The sequence below is a fragment of the Vibrio genomosp. F10 str. 9ZD137 genome (assembly GCF_049974785.1).
Taxonomy (GTDB): Bacteria; Pseudomonadota; Gammaproteobacteria; order Enterobacterales; family Vibrionaceae; genus Vibrio.
Window position 1 is genome coordinate 1 of the sequence record NZ_JBNGCJ010000141.1, and the last position, 2,696, is coordinate 2,696.

A 2,696-nucleotide genomic window follows, 5' to 3' on the forward strand; every position below is an offset into this window, starting at 1 on the left:
CGACATCTGGCTTGCTTTCCAATCGGATGATATGCCACGCAACAAGAATTCCCAGTAGCGCTCCAATCAGCATGTCCCAAATAAACGCACTTCCGCTGTAGAACTGAGATAAGCCCACTACCAGAACCAACGATAGGAACCCAATAACAAAGCGTTGTTTTAACTCATCATCAATCTGTTTGTACACCAACCCCGCAATACAAAACCAAATAGCAATCGGTAAGCTCGGAAAACCAAAGCCATAGCTATGGTACATATCGATAGCCGGAATATAAGCATGTGGTCTAGGAATCGCAAAGCCTTGCTGTGCAACCAAGCACAGCAAGGAAGTGGCCGTGATTGCAAAGAAAACTTTGTAGTTAAATTCTTTTCCAAATCGCCAATACAAAATAGGCAAAATGATCAGTAGCAACCAAGGTTTGGTTAGTTGGTTTAATAACCCATTACCCAGTTCAATTGCAGCTAATATTACGCTCGGCAATGAGGCGACGGATTGTTGCATACTCACAATCCAGTGCAGTTGAGACTGGTTCAGCTCAGGCGCCGCCTTTATGAGTTCACTGACAAAGGTAACGGATTGATCCGTTGCATGTTGGTGCATCGCTTTGATGTCATTCCATTGCTCTGGGTAGCGGTATCTTTCATTGGGTAACAACTCTGGTAGCAATAACATGGCACTTGATACTTCAATCCCGTAATGTGGTGCGAACCAAATTGGCATCGTATTACCGTCGAGCTCGTTATTGTATTCATAAGCGATGATTTCTGAATCTGAGATACAATCATAAATAACCGCTGTATTGGTATAACCCAGTACATCACCGACCGTTACGACCAGACCTGTTTCTTCCCAGGTTTCTCTTTGAGCCGTTAAGCTTGGTGGTTCTCCTGGATCGATGGTTCCGCCAGGTAAAGAAATCTGTTGGGTTAATATTTCATTAACTAGAACAACCTTCTCGTTCGCTTTGACCATACAAAGAGCACCACGAATTGAGTCTGGCATTTCTTGAGTCACTGATTTCTGAATTATTGATTCTTGAGCAAAAGACTCTTGAGCTATTAATAGCGTTGAAAAAAATAGTGCAAAACTGCTTAAGACAAGCAACAGTATCCGCTTAATCACGTTAAAAACCTTCCATATAAAATATTGTGAGACCATTCATATTGCTTTACGTAACCAATGAATATGGTGCTCGAACCCAAGCTTGTTATAAAACTCTAATGCCGTCGCGTTAAAATCCCAAACTTCAACAAATATCTGAACCACTCCATATTCTTTAAAGCGTTGATTCAGTGTTTCACAAAGTTGATGAGCAATCTTTCTCTGCCTATATTGGGGCAGAACATAAAGCTCATCCACACTGCCCATCTGAATAGGTTTACTGACACTCGACACCAGTTCGCAAAAATGCCCGGTAATAAAGCCGACGACATCCTGCTTATCTTTAGCCACAAATACCAGGCATTCTGGGTCATCTAAGTAGCGAGCTATGCTTTTTTCCTGTTCGATTTCACGGGCTGTTTTAAAAAAATCAGGGCACGATTGATGGTGTTCATGGTGTAGCCCAAACATCAACCGATTCAATTGTTCTAGGTCTGATGATTTGGCTGCAGAGAACAAAATTGGAGTCATGTTATTTTCGCGACACAAATAAAGTATGAATAATTGAGATTGTATAGAAACTTACACGAAAAAGCCCCTTATTATCGGGGCTTAATTTGGATTACTGCGTTTGTCACACACCTGCTCTCAAAACAAAATTCAGAGTAGCTGTATTTATCTAAGTTTCACTCAGCACTCGTTCGATTTCAGCGAGGCTACCCGGATCATCGATCGTTGATGGCACCGTATATTGCTCTCCGTCTGCAATCTGCCTAATAACTCGACGTAAAATTTTACCTGAACGCGTTTTTGGTAATCGCTCAACCACTAACGCGTGTTTGAAACATGCAACCGCACCAATTTCGTTACGAACTTTACCAACGAGCTCTCCCTCCAATGCGAGATCATCGATTTTCACACCGTCTTTCAATACCACTAAACCAAGGGGTAGCTGACCTTTAAGCTCATCATGAATACCAACAACGGCACACTCAGCAATCGCAGGATGGCCTCCAACAATCTCTTCCATTTCTCCGGTCGATAGGCGATGCCCCGCGACATTAATGACATCATCTATCCGGCCCATAATGTATAAGTAGCCCTCTTCATCCAAATAGCCACCGTCACCAGACACATAGTAGCCAGGGAACTGACTCAAATAGCCACTTTCAAAACGATCATGATTACGCCATACCGTCGGCAAACAGCCTGGTGGTAATGGGCGCTTCAATGCGACAAAGCCTTGCTGGTTTTCTGGCAGTGACTCGCCGACTTCATTGAGTATTTCTACCTGATAGCCTGGCACCGCTTTTGTCGCAGACCCTGCTTTAATCGGCATTCTTTCAATGCCTGTCGGGTTACTCGCTATCGCCCACCCAGTTTCTGTTTGCCACCAGTGATCGATCACCGGTTTATTTGTTTTAGATTGCACCCACTCAAGTGTTGGCGGGTCTAAACGCTCACCAGCCATGAACACCGCTTTCAAGTTAGAGAGATCAAACTGTGTCAGTAATGCGCCTTCCGAATCTTCCTTTTTTATTGCACGAAACGCTGTCGGTGCTGAAAACAATACATCCACTTTATATTGTTCGCA

General features: G+C 43.5%; 3 protein-coding genes. All 3 read right to left on the bottom strand.

Annotated elements, in window-relative coordinates; genetic code table 11:
* Nucleotides 1-1,123 (bottom strand): bifunctional NUDIX hydrolase/phosphatase PAP2 family protein (locus ACP45E_RS01760; RefSeq protein WP_241824245.1); only part of this gene is annotated, 1,123 nt, incomplete at its 3' end.
* Between the two features lie 36 nt (nucleotides 1,124-1,159).
* Nucleotides 1,160-1,633 (bottom strand): GNAT family N-acetyltransferase, encoded by a 474-nt coding sequence (locus tag ACP45E_RS01765; protein WP_026026682.1) that lies wholly within the window; start codon nucleotides 1,631-1,633, stop codon nucleotides 1,160-1,162.
* 148 nt (nucleotides 1,634-1,781) lie between these two features.
* Nucleotides 1,782-2,696, bottom strand: a 915-nt coding sequence (locus tag ACP45E_RS01770; protein WP_141707179.1) for an AMP-binding enzyme, incomplete at its 5' end; no start/stop codon positions are given.

Excerpts from the sequence above, each read along its gene's own strand:
- ACP45E_RS01765 (WP_026026682.1), bottom strand. The coding sequence starts at position 1,633 with ATGACTCCAATTTTGTTCTCTGCAGCCAAATCATCAGACCTAGAACAA.